At 71.0% G+C, this 21,793-nt stretch carries 17 protein-coding genes and 2 tRNA genes; 12 read left to right on the top strand and 7 right to left on the bottom strand.

Annotation, left to right across the window (positions count from 1 at the left end):
- Positions 1-129 precede the first annotated feature (129 nt).
- Both NIE111_RS29160 and NIE111_RS29155 read left to right on the top strand, forming a co-directional pair.
- The gene (locus tag NIE111_RS29160; RefSeq protein ID WP_181518366.1) at positions 130-345 is read left to right on the top strand and encodes a hypothetical protein; all 216 of its coding nucleotides are present in this window, start codon (positions 130-132) and stop codon (positions 343-345) included.
- A gap of 130 nt (positions 346-475) precedes the next feature.
- Positions 476-841 (top strand): WhiB family transcriptional regulator, encoded by a 366-nt coding sequence (locus NIE111_RS29155; protein ID WP_030490434.1) that lies wholly within the window; start codon positions 476-478, stop codon positions 839-841.
- A 338-nt stretch (positions 842-1,179) separates the two neighbouring features.
- Here the strand turns inward: NIE111_RS29155 and NIE111_RS29150 are convergent, their stop codons facing one another.
- The 3 genes from NIE111_RS29150 to NIE111_RS29140 all read right to left on the bottom strand — a co-directional run bounded on the left by NIE111_RS29150 (position 1,180) and on the right by NIE111_RS29140 (position 4,026).
- Positions 1,180-2,526: an ABC1 kinase family protein gene (locus tag NIE111_RS29150; protein ID WP_238687457.1), complete on the bottom strand. Its 1,347-nt coding sequence runs from the start codon at positions 2,524-2,526 to the stop codon at positions 1,180-1,182.
- Complete coding sequence (locus NIE111_RS29145) at positions 2,523-3,635, bottom strand: TOMM precursor leader peptide-binding protein (RefSeq protein WP_238687456.1); 1,113 nt, start codon at positions 3,633-3,635, stop codon at positions 2,523-2,525. The genes NIE111_RS29150 and NIE111_RS29145 overlap by 4 nt, the downstream gene beginning before the upstream one ends.
- 220 nt (positions 3,636-3,855) lie before the next feature.
- Positions 3,856-4,026, bottom strand: coding sequence for a DUF5679 domain-containing protein (locus NIE111_RS29140; protein WP_167457767.1), 171 nt, complete (start codon positions 4,024-4,026; stop codon positions 3,856-3,858).
- 513 nt (positions 4,027-4,539) lie between these two features.
- Between NIE111_RS29140 and NIE111_RS29135 the strand changes: the two genes are divergently transcribed.
- Complete coding sequence (locus NIE111_RS29135) at positions 4,540-5,073, top strand: M48 metallopeptidase family protein (protein ID WP_238687455.1); 534 nt, start codon at positions 4,540-4,542, stop codon at positions 5,071-5,073.
- Between the two features lie 305 nt (positions 5,074-5,378).
- On the top strand, positions 5,379-5,987 hold the full coding sequence (locus tag NIE111_RS29130) for a hypothetical protein (protein WP_091406135.1): 609 nt from the start codon (positions 5,379-5,381) through the stop codon (positions 5,985-5,987).
- 81 nt (positions 5,988-6,068) lie between these two features.
- Here NIE111_RS29130 and NIE111_RS29125 read toward each other — a convergent pair whose 3' ends face one another.
- Positions 6,069-7,334: a zinc-dependent metalloprotease gene (locus NIE111_RS29125; RefSeq protein ID WP_274531835.1), complete on the bottom strand. Its 1,266-nt coding sequence runs from the start codon at positions 7,332-7,334 to the stop codon at positions 6,069-6,071.
- Between the two features lie 184 nt (positions 7,335-7,518).
- On the opposite strand from NIE111_RS29125, the gene NIE111_RS29120 reads away from it, so the two are divergent.
- The 6 genes from NIE111_RS29120 (at position 7,519) to NIE111_RS29095 (ending at position 13,629) form a co-directional block, all read left to right on the top strand.
- Entirely contained in the window at positions 7,519-8,532 is a 1,014-nt protein-coding gene (locus NIE111_RS29120) for a YlbL family protein (RefSeq protein ID WP_238687453.1), read from the top strand.
- A 96-nt stretch (positions 8,533-8,628) separates the two neighbouring features.
- Entirely contained in the window at positions 8,629-11,619 is a 2,991-nt protein-coding gene (locus NIE111_RS29115; RefSeq protein ID WP_238687452.1) for a UPF0182 family membrane protein, read from the top strand.
- 191 nt (positions 11,620-11,810) lie between these two features.
- Complete coding sequence (locus NIE111_RS29110; protein WP_238687451.1) at positions 11,811-12,320, top strand: SigE family RNA polymerase sigma factor; 510 nt, start codon at positions 11,811-11,813, stop codon at positions 12,318-12,320.
- A 489-nt stretch (positions 12,321-12,809) separates the two neighbouring features.
- Complete coding sequence (locus tag NIE111_RS29105) at positions 12,810-13,247, top strand: hypothetical protein (protein ID WP_238687450.1); 438 nt, start codon at positions 12,810-12,812, stop codon at positions 13,245-13,247.
- 88 nt (positions 13,248-13,335) lie between these two features.
- A tRNA-Met gene (locus NIE111_RS29100) sits at positions 13,336-13,409 on the top strand.
- A 143-nt stretch (positions 13,410-13,552) separates the two neighbouring features.
- Positions 13,553-13,629, top strand: a tRNA-Met gene (locus tag NIE111_RS29095).
- A gap of 117 nt (positions 13,630-13,746) precedes the next feature.
- Here the strand turns inward: NIE111_RS29095 and NIE111_RS29090 are convergent.
- Entirely contained in the window at positions 13,747-17,520 is a 3,774-nt protein-coding gene (locus NIE111_RS29090; protein WP_238687449.1) for a S8 family serine peptidase, read from the bottom strand.
- Between the two features lie 163 nt (positions 17,521-17,683).
- Between NIE111_RS29090 and NIE111_RS29085 the strand changes: the two genes are divergently transcribed.
- Positions 17,684-17,932 (top strand): hypothetical protein, encoded by a 249-nt coding sequence (locus NIE111_RS29085; RefSeq protein WP_030336617.1) that lies wholly within the window; start codon positions 17,684-17,686, stop codon positions 17,930-17,932.
- A gap of 58 nt (positions 17,933-17,990) precedes the next feature.
- Here the strand turns inward: NIE111_RS29085 and NIE111_RS29080 are convergent, their stop codons facing one another.
- Positions 17,991-19,310, bottom strand: a complete 1,320-nt coding sequence (locus NIE111_RS29080; protein WP_238687448.1) for an ABC transporter substrate-binding protein — start codon at positions 19,308-19,310, stop codon at positions 17,991-17,993.
- 138 nt (positions 19,311-19,448) lie between these two features.
- On the opposite strand from NIE111_RS29080, the gene NIE111_RS29075 reads away from it, so the two are divergent.
- Positions 19,449-20,282, top strand: coding sequence for a phosphoribosylaminoimidazolesuccinocarboxamide synthase (locus NIE111_RS29075; RefSeq protein WP_238687447.1), 834 nt, complete (start codon positions 19,449-19,451; stop codon positions 20,280-20,282).
- 15 nt (positions 20,283-20,297) lie between these two features.
- Here NIE111_RS29075 and glpK read toward each other — a convergent pair whose 3' ends face one another.
- A complete protein-coding gene (glpK, locus tag NIE111_RS29070) occupies positions 20,298-21,782 on the bottom strand; it encodes a glycerol kinase GlpK (RefSeq protein ID WP_238687446.1) in 1,485 nt (494 codons plus the stop codon).
- Positions 21,783-21,793: the final 11 nt, after the last annotated feature.

The following is a 21,793-nucleotide window of genomic DNA, read 5'->3' as shown; positions in this document are numbered from 1 at the left end:
GGAATAGCCTCAGGACACACCACGCGAGCGGCGCCATTCCGGCTGCTCACGGGGTGCGGTCCAGTCGATTCGAGGAACGTGAGGGAGGTGGTTCCCGTGAAGATCTTCACCTATGAGCGTCTGGCGGCGATGCCGTCTGTCTGCGCTCCGCTGTCGGCTGTCCGGGTGGCCCTTGCGGCTGCACGACCGTCGGTTCCACAGGTGCACCAGGTTCAGGCCGAGCTGATCCTGACCGTCGCGCCCGCTGGAGTCGAGGGGACCAGTGGCTTCACGGGCAATGGCATCCAGGTCGCCAAGAAGCGCATGGATGTCCGCGGCGTTCCACCTCGAGGTAAACCGGTCTGACCATCAGACTCCGGCTCACCTCGAGGCCGCGGAACCCGCTTACCGGGATCCGCGGCCTCAGTTTTTTGCCCGCCGTAAGTACGTCGGAATGCGATCCACGAGATCGAAGTGAGAGAGAGGTGACCGGGAGATGAGTCTGGCGTTGGCCCCCCTCGACATGAGCGTCGAGATGGAGGCGAACCTGCCCTGCCGGAAGTTCGACCCCGACCTGTGGTTCTCCGACTCGCCCACCGAGCTCGAGCTGGCCAAGTCACTCTGCGGGGACTGCCCGCTGCGTGTCGAATGCCTGGCCGGAGCCGTTGAGCGAGCGGAGCCCTGGGGCGTCTGGGGCGGCGAGATCTTCGAGCGTGGCGCGGTTGTCCCGCGTAAGCGGCCCCGTGGCCGTCCGCGTAAGGAGGACGTCGCCCGTGACGCCGAGCTTCGGGTCGAGGCCGAGGCGCGCCTGGCGGCCAGTGGGCTGTCCGAGGTGCGTGGCGCGGTCCGGCTGGCAGCCTGACATGTTCCCGACCCGTTCCAACTACGCCGGTGGCACACCGGCAGTGAGTGAGAAAACGATGTTGAACGTTCCGAGTGGAGCCTTCGAGATGCAACTACTCCACGAAGCGTTGACCCGGGCTCGAATGCGCCGGCCTCAGGCCGGTCGTACCACCACGAGCACTGAGGCAACCCGATCCGCCCGTACCGTCGCCATGACCGGCCGCAACCAGGCGGCCCGCGACCTGGGCGTTCTCTGATACCACCTCACGCAGAAGGGCGGGTGCCGGTCGGCACCCGCCCTTCCCCATGTCCTCAGGCGCCCGGGTCTCGAGTGTTCAGGCGCCGGGGCCTCGATGGTCAGGCGACCGGGGCGAAGCCGGGAAGCCAGCGCTCCAGGATGCTCCGGTAGGGGGCTTTCGCCTCCAACTGACAGAGCACCCCGATCGACCCGAGCGTCACCCGGTGGATCAGCAGGTACGACGGTGGCAGGTTGAGCCGCTTGCTCAGCTGGTACGTGGGAGAGCGAGGGCTGGCCAGTCGACCCGCCTCGGCCCGTAGCCAGGCTCGGGTGAACCGGAAACCGTCCGCCGCGATGGGCTCCAACATGGGGCGGATGAAGTCGAGCACCCCCTCGGCGTCGATCTCCTCGGCCGAGCCGATGAACCCCTCCGACCGCAGCCCCGCCACCACCGCGTCCGCATCGCCGCGCAGGGCCGTCGCGGCGATACGACCGATCGGCTCCGGAGTGCCCTCCGGCATCCGGGCCACCGCACCGAAGTCGATCACCCCGAGCCGACCGTCGGGCAGCAGCCGGAAGTTTCCCGGGTGCGGGTCGGCGTGCAGCAGCCCGGCCCGCTGTGGCGCGGAGAGGTGCAGGGTGGCCATCAATCGGCCCGCCTCGTCCCGATCCTCCTCGGTGCCCTCGCGGATGATGTCGGCCAGCGGGGTGCCGGTCACCCATTCGGTGACCAGCACCCGGGGCGAGGCATTGATCACTTCCGGGATGTAGATCTCCGGGTCGTCGGCGTACGCGGCGGCGAAGGTGCGCTGCGACTCGGCCTCCAACTCGTAGTCCAACTCCTCGGTGATCCGTTCGCGCAGCTCGGCCAGGAGCGGCTTGACGTCCAGGCCGGGCTGGATGGCCCGGAACATTCCGCCGAGTCGGGAGAGCTGCTTGAGGTCGGCGAGCAGGGCGTCGCCGGCCCCCGGATACTGGATCTTGACCGCCACGTCGCGGCTGTTCGGTTCGCCCGACTCGTCGAAGCCCGGCTCGCGCCAGCGCGCCCGGTGTACCTGGCCGATGCTCGCGGCGGCGGCCGGGACGTCGTTGAACTCGACGAACAGGTCCCGCCAGTCGGGGCCGAGCTGCTCGGCCAGCACCTTGTGCACGCTGGCGGCCGGCAGCGGTGGCGCCGCCTCCTGCAACTTCGTCAGCGCCTGCCGGTAGGGCGCGGCGATCTCCTCCGGCAACGCGGCCTCGAAGACCGACAGCGCCTGACCGAACTTCATCGCCCCACCCTTGAGCTGGCCCAGCACGCTGAACAACTGCTCGGCGGTGCGCTGCTGAATCTCCGCGGAGATCACGTCGGAGGCCAGCCCGGTGACGCGCTTTCCCATTCCCAGAACGGTCCGGCCGGCGAAGCCGAGCGGCAGGGCGGCGAGCTTGGCGGTGCGGGACACGGCGCGGCGCGGGATGTCGGTCACCCGGTCATTGTTACCGACCGGAGGGCCCCGCTGCTGCTCTGCGGCCGGGCTGGTGCGGACACTCGGCCTCGTGAGCACCCACACGCCGGGTGTGGCGGCCAACCCCGACGACGAAAACGGCCGGCACCGGTGATCTCCATGGCACTGCCCAGCGTCTCCGGCTGGCCGCCGTCCAGCTGCGTCAGCGCCTCGGTCAGGGCGTACCCGCAGGCGACGAGCAGCGCGCCGGTCGTTGCGGCGGCCACCGGGTCGGCGGCGGCGAGTTGCGCGGCGAGCCTGGGCCAGTCCGGGTCGCGGTCCGCCCGGTGCAGCTCGACGCAGTGCAGGCAGGGGCCGGCGGGTGGACGGACCAACGGCCCGATCACCGGTACGCCTTCGCGCAGTGTGACCAGCAGGTGCGGCTGCCGGCGCTGGGCGAGACCGGCGGCGAGCAGCGCGGGAGGCCGATCCGTGCCGAGCTGGATCACCAGGTCGATCCGTACGGCGCGGCTCGGGCGGGTGCCGGTGCCCGGTGCGACGCGGTTGACCGCAGCCCGCACCGCCGGTGCGAGCGGCTGACCCAGTTCGGCGGCGGGGATGCCGGTGCCGATCAGGTCGACGGGGCGTACCGAGCCGGTGAGCTGGGGAATCACGTGCCCGACGCCGGACTGGGCCAACGCCACGGTCAGCGGCCCGCCGAGCGCCCCGGGGCCGGTGAGCAGGACGCGGGCCGCACGTCGCCTCCGCAGGACCTGCGCGGGGGTGCCGGGCAGTCGGGCGGCGGCCAGGGCCAGCGCGCCGGCCTCCGCCGCGAGCCGGGCGCGGACCGGACCGGCCAGGTCGCGGGGGAGCAGGCTGTGCGCGGGCACCAACAGGCCGGCGGCCCGCAGGGTGTCGAGCAGGGTACGCGCGTCGTCAGCGCTGACCTGGACGGATGCCGCCTGGGTCAGCACGGTCCGCTCGCTGCGGGTGCCGTCGAGCAGGTCGAGCAGGTGGGCGGCGCGGGGGTTGGCCAGCTCCAGTAGGGCGGCCGGCCCAGGGCCGACGCCGAGTTGGAGGGTGTGCCGGTCCCGCCAGAGCCGGTTGAGGCCGGGCAGCAGGGTGGGGCGGGGCAGTACGGTGCGGCTCATGGTCACGAATCGTGACCGCATCTTCGCTTTCAGTCGATCGTTGTCCACAGGCGGTCAGGCCGCTGTCCAGCGCTATCCACAGGATTTGACGGGTTTTCCACAGCCCCTCGCGCCTGTTGTCGGTCACCCGACAGGGCTGGCAGCGGTGGCACGCGCTCCCGGTCCGGCAACGGGGGTGGGGCGGCCACCCGGCCACCCCACCCCCGTCCACCCGTTCGGGTCAGACCTTGGCCTTGCCCAGGATGCGGTTCACTGTTGTGCCGCACACCGGACACTTGCCCTTGGCCATGTTCATTCCGGTCTTCGAGACCTCGACGTGCCCCTCGAAGTCCCGCTTCTCCTTGCACTTCACGCAGTAACCGTTGTAGGTCGTCTGGGCCTGGTCGGCCACGGTGCCCTCCTCGTCTCGTCCGCCGGTCAATGCCGTTCCGGCGGGGTGCCCGGCGGCGGGCCACACGGGGCGCCGGCGCTGGGTCTCACTCCGCGGCCACCTTCGTGACCGCTGGTCCGCGGACCCTACCCAGGTCTGGGCGGTTCCATGTCAGCTGTGCATCGACACTGTGAGCAAGTCGACGTCGAGAGTGTGCATGGCGAAATAGGTCGGATAAGTCAGTTTGGCGGGGACACGCCGACCAAACCCTGACAGCCACCCGTGCGAGTGCCCCCGCGGCGGCATCCGAGGCCGTGATCACCTACGGTGGAGACGTGCCGCGCGCCGGTGCCATCGGGGTTCACCAAGGGTGACGAGATGGCGCGATGACGCCGTGGTCAAGAAATTTTCGGGACGGCTGGCGACCAATCACCATTTTCCGGGCGCGTGTCGTGCGGTTGACTCTTGCGGACCCCTGGTCAGTGGGCATTAGCTTGCCTTCGTGACACGTAGTCGAGGCTGCGCGGGCCAGTGATGGCGGGGACGCGCAAGCCGGTCGTCGAGGTGCGGCGCAGTCAGCGTCGACGACGCACGGTGTCCGCGTACCGTGACGGTGAGCGAGTGGTTGTCCTCATCCCCGACCAGTTCTCCCGTGCCGAGGAGAGCGAGTGGGTCGACCGGATGCTCGCCCGGCTCGCCGCCCGGGAGGGGCGCCTCGCCCGGTCCGACGACGAGCTGCTGGCCCGGGCCAATCGGCTCATCGACCTCTACCTCCCCGGATACGCCACGAAGGCGGTGCCGGCCAGCGTCCGATGGGTCACCAACCAGAACGGCCGGTGGGGCTCCTGCACGCCGGCGGACCGCAGCATCCGCATCTCGCACCGCGTCCAGGAGATGCCCGACTGGGTGATCGACTACGTGTTGCTGCACGAGTTGGCGCACCTCATCGTGCCCAGCCACAACGCCCGGTTCTGGGCGTTGGTCGGCCGCTACCCCAAGGCGGAACGCGCCCGCGGCTACCTCGAAGGGGTCGCCGCAGCCTCCTCCTGCCCGCCGCTCCCCAGCTGAGATCCCCCCACCCCCGAGGCGCTGGCGCAGCCCGTCGAATCCCTTCGGACACCGCGCCGCGCTCTTCGGGCGCCGGGTCGAGACCCTGCGGCGCCGCGCCGAGCGCCGACCGCTGTCTGACGCGCGATCGGCCTAGATCCACTCGCCTTCCTGAAAAACGCGCTGTCCAGGCTGCCGGGACACCCCGACTTCAATGAGGCCGAGTCGATCATGTTGCGGAGCGAGCCGAGCCGAGCGGGCCGAGCGGGCCGACCGAGCCGGGTGGGGTGGGTGGGGTGGGTGGGGTGGGGCGCTAGGGTCGGGGCATGGCGCGACGGGTGGTGGTGGCGTTGCTCGGGCCGGTGCACTGGTCGCCGCCCGGTGTCGACCTGGCGCAGTGGCGAGCGGCGCTCGCGGAAGACGTCATCGACCTGTTCGCCACGCTCAACGAGGTGGAGGTCGCGGTCGCGGTGACCCCGGCCGACCGGGCCCTGGCCGATGCGCTGGTGTGGCCCGGCACGGCGGTGTACGAGGTGGCCGAGCCGACGCCGAACGCCGTGTTCGCCGCGCTCGAGGGGTACGACCAAGCGGCAGTGCTGGTCAGTGACGTGCCTGACCTGCCCGCCCTGACCGTCGGCAAGCTGCTCCGCCCACTCACCAGCCGGCCGGTCGCTGTGGCGCCGGTCGAGGGCGGTGGCCCGGGTCTGCTCGGGGTCGCGGTACGACTGCCCGCGCCGGACTGGCTGCCGACGCTGGAACTGGACACGGCGACGCCGGCTGAGGCGCGCGCCAACGCCCCGCGCCCGGGTGACGTGGCGGTCACCACCGGTTGGCGACGACTGCGCGGCCCGGCTGACCTGGCCACGCTGGACCCGGCATTCGAGGGTTGGGAAGCGACCCGCGCCCTGCTCTCCGGGTCGGGCCGACCCACCTGAACCGACGCACCTGACGAACGCGCCCGGGTGCCCGCCGTCGATCTGCGGGCACCCGGGGCGCAGGCCATCGATGCGCGGGCGTCAGGACTTGGCGTCGTCCTCGCCGTCGGTCTCATCGGACGGACCGGGCTGCCCCGACTGACCCGACGGACCGGGCTGCCCCGACTGGCCGGGGGCCTTCTCCTCCACGCCCCCGGGGGCGCTGAAATCGAAGCTGTCCAGCTCGCTGAGGTCCATGTCGTTCATCGCGAAGGCGACCGGGTCGGCGAAGTCGTCGTCCGACGGGAGCAGGTCCGGGTGGCCCCAGACGGCGTCGCGGCCCTCGATGCCACGGTGCTGGGTGAGCGCGGCCCAGAGCGCCGCGGCCTCGCGAAGTCGGCGGGGGCGCAGTTCCAGACCGACCAGCGCGGCGAAGGTCTGCTCGGCGGGACCACCGGCGGCCCGGCGACGGCGGAAGGCCTCGCCCAGCCGGACGACATTGGGCAGCCGGTCGCTGGCGGCGCTGTCGACGACGTGGCACACCCAGCCCTCGACCAGGGCGAGCGCGGTCTCCAGGCGGGCCAGTGAGGCCTTCTGCGCCGGAGTGTCCTCCGGGGTGAAGATGCCCTCCAGGGCGATGGCCTGCATCGACTCGGGGTCGGTCGGGTCGACCCGGCCCATCGCCTCCTCGATCGCCTCCCGGTTGACGCGGATGCCCGAGGCGTACATCTCGACAGCGCTGAGCACATGCCCACGCAGCCACGGGACGTGCTGGAACAGCCGCTGGTGGGCAGCCTCGCGTAGCGCCACGTAGAGGCGGACCTCGTCCTCGGGCAGCTCCAGGCCCTCGCCGTACGCCCGGATGTTGGCCGGGATCAGCGCGGCCGTGCCGGCCGGGCCGAGCGGCAGCCCGATGTCGCCGGCGGAGAGCACCTCCGCGGCGAGCGAGCCGAGGGCCTGGCCCAGCTGACCGCCGAACAGCGCGCCGCCGAGGGAGGCCACCATCGACTGCATCGGGCCGAGCTGGGCGCGCGCCTCGGGTGGCACCAGGTCGCCCATCGCACCGACCATCCGGCTGGCGACGGGATCGCACAGCTTGCGCCACACGTCCAGCGTCTTGAAGATCCACTCGTTGCGGTTCCAGGCAACGGGGTTCTGGATGCCGGAGGGCCACGCCGAGGCGGGCTCCAACCACAGGTCGGCGAGGCGCAGCGCCTCCTCGACCGCGTTGCGCTCGTACATCGACACCGCCGGGTCACCGGCGGCCGCGAGCTGGCTGGCTGCTACCTGCCGGGCCAGGTCCCAGTTGACCGGCCCGCTGCCCGGCGCGGAGAGCAGGTGCTGCAACTGCGACATGAACTGCTGCATCTGCGCGGGATCGTTGGGGTCTGGTGGTTGCCCACCCGGGAGCGCGAAACCGAACGGAATATCAGGCACGACATCTACGGTACGCGGACCGCGCCCCAGGTAGCCGCCGCTGGCGTTGCGCTGAGGGCGAAGTCGCGCGCCGCATCCGGCGGGTGGCCCGCAACCGATCGGTACGCTCTGCGGCATGAGACGTCGTGGCCTGACGGTCCTGCTCGGTGCCCTGTTCACCGCCCTGCTGAGCATCGGGGTGCTCAGGGTGCCGATTCCGTACGTGGTGCTGGGCCCGGGGCCGACTGTCAACACCCTCGGTACGACCGACGGTAAGGAGGTCATCCAGGTCTCCGGTCGGGAGACCTCGACCTCGGCCGGCCAGTTGCGGCTGACCACGGTGGGGGTGCAGCCCACCGTGCGGTTGCGGGGGGCGATCGCTGGCTGGTTCTCCGACGACGAGGCGGTGGTGCCACGTGAGCTGGTCTACCCGCCGGGGGAGTCGACGGAGCAGGTCGAGCAGCGCAACGCCGAGGACTTCAAGGCGTCGCAGACCAGCGCGGAGACCGCCGCGCTGCGGGAGTTGGGCTTTGCGGTGCAGGTGGTGATCAAGACGGTGGCCGGGGACGGCCCGGCGGCCGGGGCGCTGAAGGCCGGCGATGTGATCACCTCGGTGGACGGCCAGCCGGTGCCGGTGGCCGCGAAGGTCACCGAGCTGGTCCGGGCCAAGCCGGCGGGCACGGCGTTGACCATCGGCTACACCCGTGGCGGCGTGCCGGCCACCGCGACGGTTACCAGTCAGGAGCAGGACGGCCGACCGCGGATCGGTGTCGAGATCGATCAGCAGCAGCCCCACCCGTTCACGCTCGGCATCGACCTGGGGGACATCGGTGGGCCGAGCGCCGGTCTGATGTTCGCCCTGGGGATCGTGGACAAGTTGACCCCGGCCGACCTCACCGGCGGCCAGATCATCGCCGGTACCGGCACCATCGACGACGAGGGCGCCGTCGGCCCGATCGGCGGGATCGCCCAGAAGCTGGTCGGCGCCAAGCGCGCCGGGGCGAAGGTCTTCCTGGTGCCGGCGGACAACTGCGCCGAGGCGGTCCGCAATCCGCAGCCCGATCTGCCGCTGTTGCGGGTGGGCTCGTTGGACGAGGCGATGACCGCTCTGGAGACGTTGCGGGCGGGTGGTCAGCCGACGCGTTGCTGACCGGTGTGACCGTGCCCCGCCACGCTCAGGAACACCCCGTACTCTGGGTGCCTGGTCGGAGCCGATCATATCGAGCGTGCGGAGCCAACAGTGGTCATGCGTAGCAGCAGCCCCCTCCCGAGGATGAGCCGGCGCGGGCGCGTCACCATCGCGGTCCTGGTCGGGGTGTTCGTGCTCTTCACCCTGCTCGGCTGGGGTGTCCAGGCGTGGACCGACTGGCTCTGGTTCGACGAGGTTCGCTACACCGAGGTCTTCACCGGCGTCCTGCTCACCCGGCTGGTGCTCTTCCTCGCCATCGGCCTCGGCATGGCGCTGATCGTCGGCGGCAACCTCTGGCTGGCCTACCGGTTGCGCCCGCGACTGCGTCCGCACTCGGTGGAGCAGGCGACGCTGGAGCGCTACCGCATGGTGCTCAGCCCGCGTCTCGGCACCTGGATCTCGCTGACCGCCGCTGTGGTCGGGCTCTTCGCCGGTCTCTCCGCGCAGAACCGGTGGAACCAGTGGCTGCTGTTCCGCAACGGCGGTGACTTCGGCATCAAGGACCCGGAGTTCGGTGTCGACATCGGCTTCTACGTCTTCCAACTGCCGTTCTGGCGTTACCTGCTCGGGGTCGCCTTCACCGCTGTGGTGCTGGCCGTGATCGGCGCGCTGGCGGTGCACTACCTCTTCGGCGGGGTCCGCCTGCAGGGCGTCGGCGACCGGATGAGCAACGCGGCCCGCGCGCACCTGAGCACGCTGGTCGCGGTCTTCGTGCTGTTGAAGGCGATCGCGTACGTGTTGGACCGGCGGGCCATGCTGCTGGAGTACAACGAGGGCGCCAAGTTGTACGGCGCCGGCTACGCCGACGTCAACGCGTTGCTGCCGGCGAAGGAGATCCTCGCCTACATCTCGATCGTGGTCGCCATCGCGATCCTCGTGTTCTCCAACGCCTGGATGCGGAACCTGGTCTGGCCGGGGATCTCGCTGGCGCTGCTCGGCGTGTCCGCGGTGGCCATCGGCGGCATCTACCCCTGGGCGGTGCAGACCTTCGAGGTCAAGCCGAGCGCCAAGGACAAGGAAGCGCCGTACATCCAGCGCAGCATCGACGCGACGCGGGCGGCGTTCGGGTTGGGGGCCACCGAGACGACCCCGTACGCGGCGAACAATCTCACCCCACCGGGGAACCTGGCGACCGACACCTCGGTGGTGTCGAACGTGCGGCTGCTCGACCCGCAACTGGTCAGCGAGACGTACACCCAGCTCCAGCAGGTGCGTGGCTTCTACGACTTCGGTCCGAAGCTGGACATCGACAGGTACGGGGTGAACGGCAAGGTCTCCGACTACGTGGTGGGCGTCCGGGAGATCAACTACGGCGAGCTGACCGACCAGCAGAACACCTGGATCAACAGGCACACCGTCTACACCCACGGGTACGGGCTGGTGGCCGCCCCGGCCAACCAGGTGGTCTGCGGCGGGCAGCCGTTCTTCGTCTCCGGCTTCCTCGGCGAGAAGACCCAGGAGGCGTGCTCCTCGCAGACCGAGCAGATCCCGGCCAAGCAGCCGCGCATCTACTACGGCGAGCGGATGGCGGCCGACGACTACGCCATCGTCGGGCAGTCCGACCCGAACAAGAAGGCCGAGTTCGACAGGCCGGTCGGTGAGGGTGGCGGCGAGTCCTACACCTACACCGGTGAGGGCGGCGTGGAGATCGGCTCCTTCACCCGGCGACTGCTGTACTCCATCAAGGAGCAGGAGTCGAACTTCCTGCTCTCCGAGGCGGTCAACAAGGACTCCAAGCTGCTCTACGTGCGCAACCCGCGCGACCGGGTGGAGAAGGTGGCGCCGTTCCTCACCCTGGACGGCGACCCGTACCCGGCGGTGGTCGACGGTCGGGTGCAGTGGATCGTGGACGGCTACACCACGGCGGCCTCCTACCCGTACGCGGAGAGGGTCAACCTGCAGACCGAGACCACCGACGAGTTGACCAACCGGGGCACCTTCCAGCTCGCCCGGGAAGACGTCAACTACATGCGCAACTCGGTGAAGGCCACCGTCGACGCGTACGACGGCACTGTGAAGCTCTACGAGTACGACGACACCGACCCGGTGCTCAAGGCGTGGAACAAGGCGTTCGGCGGTGACCTGGTGCTGCCGAAGGCGGAGATCCCGGTCGAGCTGACCGAGCACCTGCGCTACCCGGCGGACATGTTCAAGGTGCAGCGCAACCTGCTCACCAAGTTCCACGTGACCAACCCGGGTGACTTCTACTCCGCACAGGACTTCTGGCAGGTGCCCAACGTGCCGGACGCCCCGGACAGCGGCCAGAAGCAGCCTCCGTACTACCTGTTCACCCAGTTCCCCGGGCAGGAGAGCCCTCGGTTCCAGCTCACCTCGGCGGTCACCCCGAACGGCCGGCAGAACCTCGCCGCGCTGATCTCCGGGTCGTACGTCGAGGGGAAGCCCCGGCTGGAGGTGCTGGAGTTGCCGGACCAGACCCGGATCTCCGGCCCGGTGCAGGTGCACCAGCAGATGACGAACAACGCGAACATCCGTCAGCAGCTCAACCTGCTCTCCAGCAACCAGGCGCAGGTGCAGTACGGCAACCTGCTGTCGTTGCCCTTCGCCGACGGCATGCTCTACGTCGAGCCGGTCTACGTGAAGAGCAACCAGCAGGACGCGTACCCGCTGTTGCAGAAGGTGCTGCTCTCGTACGGTGACGGCGGCTCGTTCGTGGCGCTCGCCGACAACATCAACGACGGCATCAAGCAGTTGGTCGAGCAGGGTAAGAAGGCCGGGCAGGGCACGTCGCCGCCACCGACGACCGGGGGCAACCCGACGACGCCGACGCCGACGCCAACGCCTTCGGGTACGGCGACGCCAGCGCCGACGGCGACCCCGAGCCCGGGCACCCCACCGCCGACCGGTGACCTGGCTGCCGCCGCGGACCGGGTGCAGACCGCGATCACCGAGGTCCGGGCCGCGCAGGCGTCCGGCGACTTCGAGCGGTACGGGCGGGCGCTGAAGGCCCTCGACGAGGCGCTCACCGCGTTCCAGCAGGCGCAGCAGGCCGCTGGTGCGCCGGGTGCCAGTCCGAGTGCCGGAGGCTGATCCGCCACCGCACGCAGTTCCTTCCCGAGCCCCCGTCGTTCGGACCGCATCAGGTCCGAACGGCGGGGGCTCGACCGTTGTCCTGATCTGTGCGTATCTGTCACGTCACCGACAGCACCCTCCACCTCCGCAACCTGCGACGCCGGTCCGCCGTCCTCAATGCAACGGGGTGGGGACGAGGGGGAACAGTCGTGCGGGACGCGCAGAGCTTCGATGACTTCTACCGCAGCACCGCCCGGCGGACGCTGCGGTACGGCTATGCGGTCGCTGGCGACCACAGTGAGGCGCAGGACCTCGTGCAGGAGGCGTACACCCGGGCCTGGCGGCAGTGGGGGCGACTGTCGTCGCATCCGGCGCCGGAGGCGTGGCTGCGGCTCGTGGTGGCCCGGCTGGCCACCGACCGCTGGCGCCGCCTGCACCGTTGGCGGGTGGTGCTGAGCCGCACCGGACCGCCTGCGGTCGCACCCCCGCCCAGCGAGGACGGGGTGCTCCTGGTCGGAGCGCTCCGGCAGTTGCCCGCCACGCACCGCCAGGCGCTGGCCCTGCACTACCTCTTCGACATGTCCGTCGAGGAGATCGCCCGGGAGACCGACGTCCCGGTCGGCACCGTGAAGTCCTGGCTGTCCCGAGGCCGGTCCCGGCTGGCCGCGCTGCTGCCCGACCTCAGCACCGTGGAGTTGGAGGCGAACGATGTCAGTTGAACTCTCTGACCTGTACCGGTCGCTCAGCACCGTCGCGGACGGGCACGAGCTGACCCACCCCGAGTCACTTCGACGGTTCGCCGACCGGAGGGCCCGAGCCCGAGTAGCCGGTTCGACGCTCGCGGTGGCGCTGCTCGTGGGCGGGGTCGCCGTCGGTGGCCGACTGGCGTACCCGGCGGACGGCTCCGCACCGCTGCCGCCGCCCGCCGACACCCCTGGCCCGCTGCCGACCGGGGCGACTGCGACCTCCCGGCCGTCACCCACGCCGACCCCGGCGTCGACACCCTCGTTCCCGCCACCGTCGCGGACCACCCCGAGCGGTACGCCGTCCCAGCCGGCCACCGGACCGGCGGCACCTCGGCCGCCCACCTCGATCCCGGACCGCGCCTTCTTCGTGCTGGCGGCCCCGAACCGGACCGGACTGGAATCCTCGGGGAGGGTCCGGCCCTGCCGACCATGTGCGGGACGCGCCTGCCCAGCGACGCGGCAATGGTCCAACGCCGTGGTCGCTACCTGGCCTACAAGTTGCCGGGGACGCCGACGGGGCACGTTCCGGACGGCAGCTACCGGCACACCATCACCATCTACCGGGCCGGCTGGGCCGACGACGCGTTGCGGGAGCTGCGGCAGGCCGTGCGCGGTTGCCCCGACCAGAAGCTGTCCGACGACAACAGGACGTGGCGGCAGCGGCTGCTGGCCTCGGGGGCGTACGGGGACGGGTCGGTGCTGTTCGAGATGCGGGCTCCGATGCCGGACGGGATGGGCGAGCCGGGTGCGGAGGAGGTTCGGCTGGTCCGGGCGGTCCGGGTCGGCGACGTCGTGACGGTGCTCTGGGAGCAGGGTTGGGAGCACACGGCGGCCGTTCGGTCCCAGGTCGATGCTGACAGTCGACGGGCGGTCGCGGCGATCGAGAACTGGCTCGACTGACAACGGCCCAGGTCAGGGGTGTCGGCGAGTGCGGTATCGGCGTCGCTTTGCGGTGTCCCGGGTCGGTGCGCTACGGTTATCGAGCCGACGCGGGGTGGAGCAGCTCGGTAGCTCGCTGGGCTCATAACCCAGAGGTCGCAGGTTCAAATCCTGTCCCCGCTACGAGAGAAAGCCCGTCCCGGGAAACCGGGGCGGGCTTTCGGCATTGTCCGGCACGTCGGGCATCGTCGGGTACGGGCCCCCGCAGCGGTTGGTGACCCCGGTGATCATTGCCCGGAACGGGTGAGTTAGTCTTAACCAGTCGACGCGGGGTGGAGCAGCTCGGTAGCTCGCTGGGCTCATAACCCAGAGGTCGCAGGTTCAAATCCTGTCCCCGCTACCACTGAAAGTGATGTGAGTCCGGCCCCCACAGTGTGGGGGCCGGACTTGTTTGGTGTCGCTGTCAGAACTGAGGGCCCGCGGGGGCCGGCACCTCTTCGGCACCGGCCCCCGGCGGGTCCTACCGCAGGCCGAAGGCCCGGGTGACGGTCTGGGTGACGCCGCCGCCGTTGCGCTGCTTGGCGGTGACCCGGATCGACACGAAGTCGGTCCGGTGCGGCGCGTTCAGCGACGCCTGCCAGGTGCCCTTCTTCTCCCGCAGGGCCTGCCGCTGCCAGGTCGCCCCGTCGTCGTAGGAGATCTCCAGCTGAAGTGACGACACGGCGTCCCGAGCCGCGGTGCTGCCCACCACCACGGGCGTGATCGAGAAGTCGGTTCGGCGCTTCGTCCGACCCGCGACGTCCACGTCCGTTCCGTAGTCCAGTTGGACCAGCGGGATGGCCTGCACCTCGGTGCTGCCGCCGGAGACGAAGCTCCACTCGGTGTGCGTGGCGGTCGAGTACGGGCTGAACTCGGGCTTGCCAGTGGTCTCGACGACCAGTCGGTACGGCAGCTTCTCCGGCGACAGGTCACCAGCGCCGACCTCCGGCCAGCCGTCGAACCGGGTCAGCTGCTTGTCGCCCTGATAGAACGTGGCGATCTGCGACATGCTGGCCCCGCCGCTGTGCGCCGCGCCCGCGTCGCCGAACCCCTGGATGTAGGCGCTCATGGCGGTCTCACCACGGAACGGGATCTCGGTGCTGAGCAGCCGAGGCCGGGTGATGGGCCCGAACCAGCGGTCCTTCTGGACGCTGCCCGGCCGGTACGCGACGGCCTCCGTGTTGGACCGCGCCCAGTCGGCGACGTCGGCGTACTGCATCCACTTGATGCCGCCACCCGCGGAGACCCAGTCGGTACGCGGCCCCGGCGCGACCGGCTCGAACGGGAACGGCCGTGCCGCCGCGTACTCGTACGGCGGGAAGTCCATCCGCGTCTCGCTGGACTGCTTTCCGGGGGGCGGGGAGAAGGTGAGATCGATCCGGGCGAGGCTGCGCGGGTCGGTGGTGGCGGACGGGTCCTTCGGCACCCCGCCATCGTGGTAGTCCACCAGGTCGTACAGGTACGTCGCCCTGGGGTGGGCGACCACCACCAGTCGTACCGGCCCGCGGCCCGCGGCGGTGATCTTCTGGATCAACGCCTCGCCCTCGTCGGTGGTCACCGAGGTCACCGGGATCGGTCCGGGCGTCACGGCGTCGGGGTTGCCGTACCAATCGCTCTTGCGACCCGCGCGGTCGTTGACCACGACGAGCATCGCCGCACCGGCGGTGTGTGCCGCCGCTGCCTGGTCAGTGGGGGTCACCGAGTCGCTGCCGCGGACGACCACCGCCTTGCCACGGGCGGAGACGCCGGCGTAGTCGGCGGTGCCGCCGACGCCCGCGAAGACGGCGTCCAGGCGCGAGGTGCCGTCGGGCAGCGGCGGGGAACCGGGCTGCGCGAGCGGGTCGCTGAGGTGCCGGCCGTGGTAGCTGATCGCCAGTGGCGTCTGCGCGGCGCGGATCCGGGTGGTGAAGACGAAGCTGCCCTTGCGCACCTTGTCCCCGGTCGGAAGGGCCCACAGGCTGTCGTAGGCGGCGCCCGGCCAGAACGTCTCGCGCAGGGCGCTCCAGTCGGTGGGCGTCGGCTCGCTCGAGGTGAAGGAGCGGTAGACGTCGACTCTGCTGTTGACGACGGCGGTCGGCTGGGGCGTCGCCACCTTCACCTGGCGGGCCCGTGCGGCGTCGAGGTCCACGACCCGGTTGGTCGTCAGGTCGACCTCGGGAGCGGTCAGCATCGCGAGCCCGAGGGAGCGGGGCCCGTGCAGACCCTCCACGTCCGCCGCCGTGACGACTGTGTAGGAGCCGGGCGCCAGGCGGGCGGTGAGCTTTCCGTCCGGCACCCACAGGAAGGCGGAGCCGGTCTCGGCGTTGACGACCTCGACCTCGCCGCTCATGGGCCGGCCGGCGCGGTCCTTCAGGTGGATGGTGAGGTCGTGCTTCTTGGACTCGACGGCGACCCCGACGGCCGTGTGCACCTCGCCGGCGGCGAAGCGGGCCGTGACCTGGGCGGAGTACCTGCCGGCGGGAAGGCCGGCCGGGGCCACCACGACGTCGACAGTCGCGCTGGCCCGAGCGGGCACCGTGACGCTGTCGGCGGTTGCCGTGAACGTCTGCGCGGGGGCGGTGCCGTGGTCGACGGAGAGCTCCAACGCGATCGGGCTGTCAGTGGTGTTGGTGTAGGTGATCGTCCGCTTGACGGGCTGGGGCGTGGTGCCCCAGCCGACGAGTCCGGCGTCCACCGACCCGGACGCGATGACCTGGTCCTGGTGGTAGGCGGCGGCGACGTTCAACCGACCGCTGCCGGCCTGGTAGGCGTCGTAGTCGGGCGTGCGGACGCTGGTGCTCATCAGGGCGTCCTTGATCTGCCGCGCGCTCCAGGTCGGGTGCTTCTGCACCAGCAGGGCGGCCGCCCCGGCGACGTGCGGCGCCGCCATCGAGGTGCCACTGTCGGCGTAGTAGTAGCCCTCGCCCCAGGAGATGTGCTGCGAGCGCGCCGCCAGCACGTCCACCCCGGGAGCGGTCATGTCGGGCTTGAGGGCCTCGTCGTTCATCCGGGGTCCGACGCTGGAGAAGCCCGCCAGGTGGTCGGAGGTGTCCACCGCGCCGATGGTCAGCGCGGCGTCAGCGGTGCCCGGCGCACCGAGGGTGTACGGGTCTGGTCCGCTGTTGCCGGCGGCCACGACGAAGAGCGCACCCGTCTCGGCGGTCAGCTGGTTGACGGCCTGGCTCAGCGGGTCGTCCTGGGTGTGCCAGGCGCTCACGCCGAGGCTCATGTTGATCACTTTGGCGTGCTCGGCCCGTGCCGCCCACTCCATGCCCGCGATGATCCCGGAGATGGACCCGCTGCCGTACTCGTCGAGGACCTTGCCGATCACCAGGTCGGCGTCGGGGGCCACGCCCCGTTCCTTGCCGCCGGAGGCGGCGCCCGTCCCGGCGACGGTGGAGGCGGTGTGGGTGCCGTGCCCGTTCCGGTCGATCACGTCCTGGCCGGGGATGAAGCTCCGGGAGGCCACCACCTGGTCGGCGAGATCCGGGTGGGTGGTGTCCACCCCGCTGTCCAGGACGGCGACCCGGACACCGCTGCCGGTGCCACCAGCGGCCCACGCCGCGGGCGCGCCGATCTGGGCGGTGGTGTCGGCCAGGGTGGCCTTCGCCTTGCCGTCGAGCCACACCTTGTCGACGCCGGCCGCGAAGGAGGGTGCCGGGGTGACAGCGCTGCGGCCGGTCGGCGACTGTCCACTGGTGAGCGCCGACCAGAAGTCCGCAGCCTGCGATCGGCGGGCGCGGATCGCCTCACCACTGACGGAGGGAAGCTCCAGCGTGGTCCGCGCGCCCGGCAGCGTGGTGCCGGTCCTGAGCTTCGCCGCACCCGTCGTGCGGGTGACGATCAGGGGGAGTTCGGCGGTCCGCGCGTCGTCGTAGCCCTGGGCGATGAGCTGGGTGACGTCGAACAATTGCTTGTCGAGTCGACCGGTGGCGAGGTACGGCATCGCCTCGTCCGGGTACACGTAGGTGTCCCGGCCCTCAGTGGAGACGCGTACGGAGCCGGTGGCGCCCGGGGCGCGCTTGACGTCCACCGAATCGGTTGCGCCGTGGACGCCCGGGGTCACCGTCACCCGGTCGCCGGTGATCAGCGTGACAGTGACGGGTGTGCGGTCCGCGTTGCCGTTCGGAGCGGGTCTCGTCGGCGGCGGCTGGGGTGGCGGGGCGCCGTGCGCCGCCGTGGGGGTGAGGAGAGCGGCGACGAGGGTGACGCCGACCGCTGCCGCCGCAGATCTTCGGGTGCGAGAGATCCGCGCACTGTCTACAGAGTTGAGCATGAGGCGAATCCGATCACCTCGAGAGATTCATGTAAAGATCATCATCTTTGCCGGGATGTTGCGAGCGCGTTGCGCACCGCCCGGAGAGCTTTCGGACCATCCGGTCCCGTGATTCGGCGTGGACCGACGTGCCGAGGTTGCGCGCTTCGGCGAGGATGGGCACATGTCTTCATTCGGAAAGTGGTGGGGCCGCCTGAGCGCGGTCTTCGGTGCGGTCGTACTGGCGGTCTTCGTGCCCGTCGCGGCTTGGGCGTCCACGGGCACCGGCGAACTCGTGGTGGAGGCCGCCCGGCGGCGAGGCCGCAGCGGCTTCGGGGTGCTCCCGCTGCTCTGCTGCCTGGTGGTGGTCGCGATCGTCGTGTTCCTGGTGTTGCGTCTGATGCGCAACCGCCGGGGTGGCCCGCCGCGCTGACCGGACCCGAGGCGTCGGCGGGTCACCAGCGGCCGGCTCCGGGGCCGGCCGCCGGTGCTCACACAGCCAGGGCCGCGATCGCCTGGGACAGGAAGCGCGCGGTGGCCTCGCGGGTGCCGTCGCGCTTGACGCGGATGCGCTCGGCGGCGGTGACCAGCAGGGTGCGCACCTTGGCGTGCCCCCTGGGCGGCGGCGCCGGCGCCGGCCCGAGCAGGTCGGCGATGCTGGCGCCGAACTCGGCGGCACGTCGCTGGGCCGGGTCGGTGATGCTGCCCTCGGCGTAGCGGCGCACCGCCGCACTGGCGTTCAGCCCGCGCTCGTGGCCCAGAACCGCGCCAACCTCACCATTGGTGGTCAGAAAGTTGATCACGTCGGCGACCGTGTCCGGGTGGCGGGTGCCCCGGAACGCCGCCCAGTACATCGACGCTCGTGCCCACTGAGCCCCCGTCGGGCCGGGAACGCCGACGATGCCCAACTCGGAATCGGTGAGCCGTTGCAGCTCCGGTAGCTGGTGCGACCAGGCGAAGGACGCCGCCGTCACCCCGCTCACCACGAGTTGCCGGGCCGGCTCGCCGCTGTCGGCCTGCTCGACCAGGGCGGCGCTCGGCGTGGCTCGGCCCCGGCGGGCCCGCTGCCACAACTCGAACCACGCGATCAGCTCGTCCGCGCCGAAGCCGAGTTGGTTGCCCCGGTAGAACTCGCCGCCCTGCGACCGCAGCCAGAGCCAGAGCGCCCGGTAGTCGCCCGACCCGTCCATCGTGCCGGCCACCCGGCGGTTGCTGGCCTCGGTGACCTGCGTGGCCCAGGAGATGTAGTCGGCCCAGGTCATCCCGCCGCGGGGCTCTGGCATCTCCAGTTCCCGCAGCAGGTCCCGGTTGAACACCACAACGGCGTGGGTCTGCCCGGCGGCCACCGCCATCGTCCGCCCCTCCACGGTGCCGTAGCGGATCAGACCCTCCGGCAGGCCCCGAAGATCCAGGTGGTGGTCGGTGAGGTCGAGGATGACCTGACGTTGGGTGTACTCGGTCAGCATGGCGTCGTCGATCTGGATCAGGTCCGGTACGTTCCCGCCGCCCGCCTGGGTGGCCAGCCGGTCGTAGTAGCCGTCGGCGCCCTGCCAGGTGACCCGGAAGGTGACCCGGGGGTTGCGATCCGAGTAGAGCCGCAGCGCCTTCTCGGTGAGCTCGGCCCGCTTGGTGCCACCCCACCAGAAGACCGACAGTTCGACGGGCCCGTCCTGGGTCGAGGTGGCGGCGCCGTCGCTGCACCCCGCCAGCCCGCCGGACGCGAGCAGAGGTGCGCCGAGCAGCGCGCCGAGCAGTCGGCGTCGGCCCGGGTCGACGCCGAGGCGGTCCAGCGGGGGTCGAACAACGGGCACGGGGCTCTCCTGGACCTACGGGGGTGGCGGTCGGACCATTCACGCAGGCAGCACACGAAGGTGTCAACGTCCGTCCGGTCACCCTCGGCTGGGTGGTCGAATCAGGGGCTTCCCATATCGCGTGGTGTACTAGGGCGCGTGGAACTTCTGCACTCGGGCAAGGTCCGGGACGTCTACGCCGACGGCGACGACCTGATCCTGGTGGCCTCGGATCGCATCTCGATCTATGACGTGGCGCTGCCGACGCCGATCCCGGACAAGGGCCGTCTGCTCACCGCGCTCTCGCTCTGGTGGTTCGAGCAGCTCGCCGACCTCGTGCCGAACCACGTCATCTCGGCCACCGACGTGCCCGCCGAGTTCGCCGGGCGGGCCATCCGCTGCCAGCGGCTGGACATGGTCCCGGTCGAGTGTGTCGCCCGCGGTTACCTGACCGGCGGCGGCCTGCGGGAGTACGAGCAGACCGGCGCGGTCTCCGGTGTGCCACTGCCGCGAGGGCTCGGCGAGGCGTCGATCCTGCCCGAGCCGATCTTCACGCCGTCGAGCAAGGCCCCGGCGGGCGAGCACGACGAGCCGATCACGTACGACGACGTGGTGGACAAGGTGGGTCAGGCCACCGCCGAGCGGCTCCGGCAGATCACCATCGACATCTACCGGCGCGGCGCCGAGCTGGCCGCCGACCGGGGCATCCTGGTCGCCGACACCAAGATCGAGCTGGGTTGGGCGCCGGACGGCACCCTGGTCCTCGCCGACGAGTTGCTCACCTCCGACTCGTCGCGGTTCTGGCCGGCCGAGTCGTACCAGCCGGGCCGGGTGCAGTTCTCCTACGACAAGCAGTACGTGCGGGACTGGGCCACCGGCAGCGGCTGGAACAAGCAGGCCCCCGCCCCGGACATGCCGGCCGAGGTGGTCGAGGCGACCCGGGCTCGCTACATCGACGTCTACGAGAAGCTCACCGGCAACCGCTGGGAGTGATCGCCGCGGCGGCGCTCACTCCACCCAGTCGAGGGTGCGCCGCACTGCCTTGCGCCACTGTCGCAGCTCCGTCTCGCGCAGGTCCGGGGCCATGGCCGGCTCCCACTGCGCGTCGGAGCGCCACTGCGCCCGCAGGGTGGCCAGGTCCGGCCAGAAGCCGACCGCCAGACCGGCCGCGTACGCGGCGCCCAGGCAGGTGGTCTCGGTGATCCGGGAACGGACCACCGGCACGTCGAGCACATCGGCGAGGAACTGCATGAGCAGGCCGTTCGCTGTCATCCCGCCGTCCACCCGGAGACGGCGCAACGCCACATCCGAGTCGGCGTTCATCGCGTCGACCACCTCGCGGGTCTGCCACGCCGACGCCTCCAGCACCGCCCGCGCCAGGTGCCCCTTGGTGATGTAACCGGTCAGGCCGGCGATCACCCCGCGGGCGTCGCTGCGCCAGTGCGGGGCGAACAGCCCCGAGAACGCCGGCACCACGTAGCAGCCGCCGTTGTCGTCCACGGTGCGGGCCAACTCCTCCACCTCGGCGGCCGTGGAGATCAACCCGAGGTTGTCGCGCAGCCACTGCACCAGCGAACCGGTGACCGCGATGGCGCCTTCGAGGGCGTACGCCGGTGGTTGGTCCTTGATCCGGTAGGCGACCGTGGTGAGCAGGCCGTGTGTCGACGGGACCGGGCTGGCGCCGGTGTTGAGCAGCAGGAAACTGCCGGTGCCGTAGGTGCACTTCGCCTCACCCGGCTGAAAGCAGGTCTGCCCGAACAGGGCGGCCTGCTGGTCGCCGAGCGCACTGGCCACCGGCACCCCGTCGAGCACCCCGCCGGCAGTGCCGTACACCTCGGCGGAGCAGCGGATCTCCGGCAGCATCGCCGCCGGAACACCCATCGTGTCCAGCAGCTCCGGGGCCCAGTCCAGGGTCGTGAGGTCCATCAGCATCGTCCGGCTGGCGTTCGTCACATCGGTGACGTGCTCGCCGGTCAGCTTCCAGATCAGCCAGCTGTCCATGGTGCCGAAGAGCACCTCACCGCGTTCGGCGCGCTCGCGCAGGCCGTCGACCTCGTCGAGCAGCCAGCGCAGCTTCGGCCCGGCGAAGTAGGTGGCCAGCGGCAGGCCCGTGCGGGCCCGGAACCGCTCCTCGCCGTACGCCGACGCAAGCTCGCGCAGTAGCGGCCCGGTCCGGGTGTCCTGCCAGACGATGGCGTTGGCCACCGGGCGGCCGGTGGCGCGGTCCCAGACGACTGTGGTCTCCCGCTGGTTGGTGATGCCGACGGCGGCCAGCCCGGCCGCGTCGGTGCCGGCGTCCCGTAGCGCCTCGGCGACCACCTGCTCGACGTTGTCCCAGATCTCCTCGGCGTCGTGCTCCACCCACCCCGGTCGGGGGAAGATCTGCCGGTGCTCGCGCTGAGCCACGGCGACGATGTCCCCGGCCCGGTCGAAGACGATGCACCGCGAGGAGGTGGTGCCCTGGTCGATGGCGGCGACGTACTGGGGGGTCACCGCAGCACCGT

The sequence above is a fragment of the Micromonospora hortensis genome, assembly GCF_022230935.1.
Lineage (GTDB): Bacteria > Actinomycetota > Actinomycetes > Mycobacteriales > Micromonosporaceae > Micromonospora > Micromonospora hortensis.
Note: the sequence above shows the minus strand (reverse complement) of the source record. Positions and strands in the feature narration are given on the sequence as shown.

Coding starts and splice junctions, on each gene's coding strand:
- NIE111_RS29130 (WP_091406135.1), top strand. CDS start 5,379: ATGGCGCGACGGGTGGTGGTGGCGTTGCTCGGGCCGGTGCACTGGTCG.
- NIE111_RS29105 (WP_238687450.1), top strand. CDS start 12,810: ATGGTCCAACGCCGTGGTCGCTACCTGGCCTACAAGTTGCCGGGGACG.
- NIE111_RS29120 (WP_238687453.1), top strand. CDS start 7,519: ATGAGACGTCGTGGCCTGACGGTCCTGCTCGGTGCCCTGTTCACCGCC.
- NIE111_RS29160 (WP_181518366.1), top strand. CDS start 130: ATGCCGTCTGTCTGCGCTCCGCTGTCGGCTGTCCGGGTGGCCCTTGCG.
- NIE111_RS29135 (WP_238687455.1), top strand. CDS start 4,540: ATGGCGGGGACGCGCAAGCCGGTCGTCGAGGTGCGGCGCAGTCAGCGT.
- NIE111_RS29085 (WP_030336617.1), top strand. CDS start 17,684: ATGTCTTCATTCGGAAAGTGGTGGGGCCGCCTGAGCGCGGTCTTCGGT.
- NIE111_RS29155 (WP_030490434.1), top strand. CDS start 476: ATGAGTCTGGCGTTGGCCCCCCTCGACATGAGCGTCGAGATGGAGGCG.
- NIE111_RS29090 (WP_238687449.1), bottom strand. CDS start 17,520: ATGCTCAACTCTGTAGACAGTGCGCGGATCTCTCGCACCCGAAGATCT.
- NIE111_RS29115 (WP_238687452.1), top strand. CDS start 8,629: ATGCGTAGCAGCAGCCCCCTCCCGAGGATGAGCCGGCGCGGGCGCGTC.
- NIE111_RS29145 (WP_238687456.1), bottom strand. CDS start 3,635: ATGAGCCGCACCGTACTGCCCCGCCCCACCCTGCTGCCCGGCCTCAAC.
- NIE111_RS29125 (WP_274531835.1), bottom strand. CDS start 7,334: ATGCAGCAGTTCATGTCGCAGTTGCAGCACCTGCTCTCCGCGCCGGGC.